We start from the raw sequence: 204 nt of genomic DNA, 5'->3' as shown, positions 1-204 counted from the left end.
TAATACGCCATTGCCATCTAAATCTGCAAATACAGTTACTGGAGAAGTGAATCCGGTTTCTGTTCCGTTTTGTGTTCCATCACCATCTTCATCATTATATACGGTTCCAGTTACTGTTCCGGCTGTAGTATAACCATCTGTTCCTGCTGTAACTGTTCCACTTACTGGTACCGTTACTTCGGTTGGCTCTGTTCCATCTGTTAA

Annotated in this window: 1 protein-coding gene; it reads right to left on the bottom strand. The window is 42.2% G+C overall.

Annotated elements, in window-relative coordinates:
* Positions 1-204: hypothetical protein (locus ACVCZW_RS02870; RefSeq protein ID WP_452231604.1), on the bottom strand; the 204-nt coding region annotated here is incomplete at both ends.

The organism is Lacinutrix sp. MEBiC02595, assembly GCF_053601555.1.
This window is presented reverse-complemented; position numbering and strand designations above follow the sequence as displayed.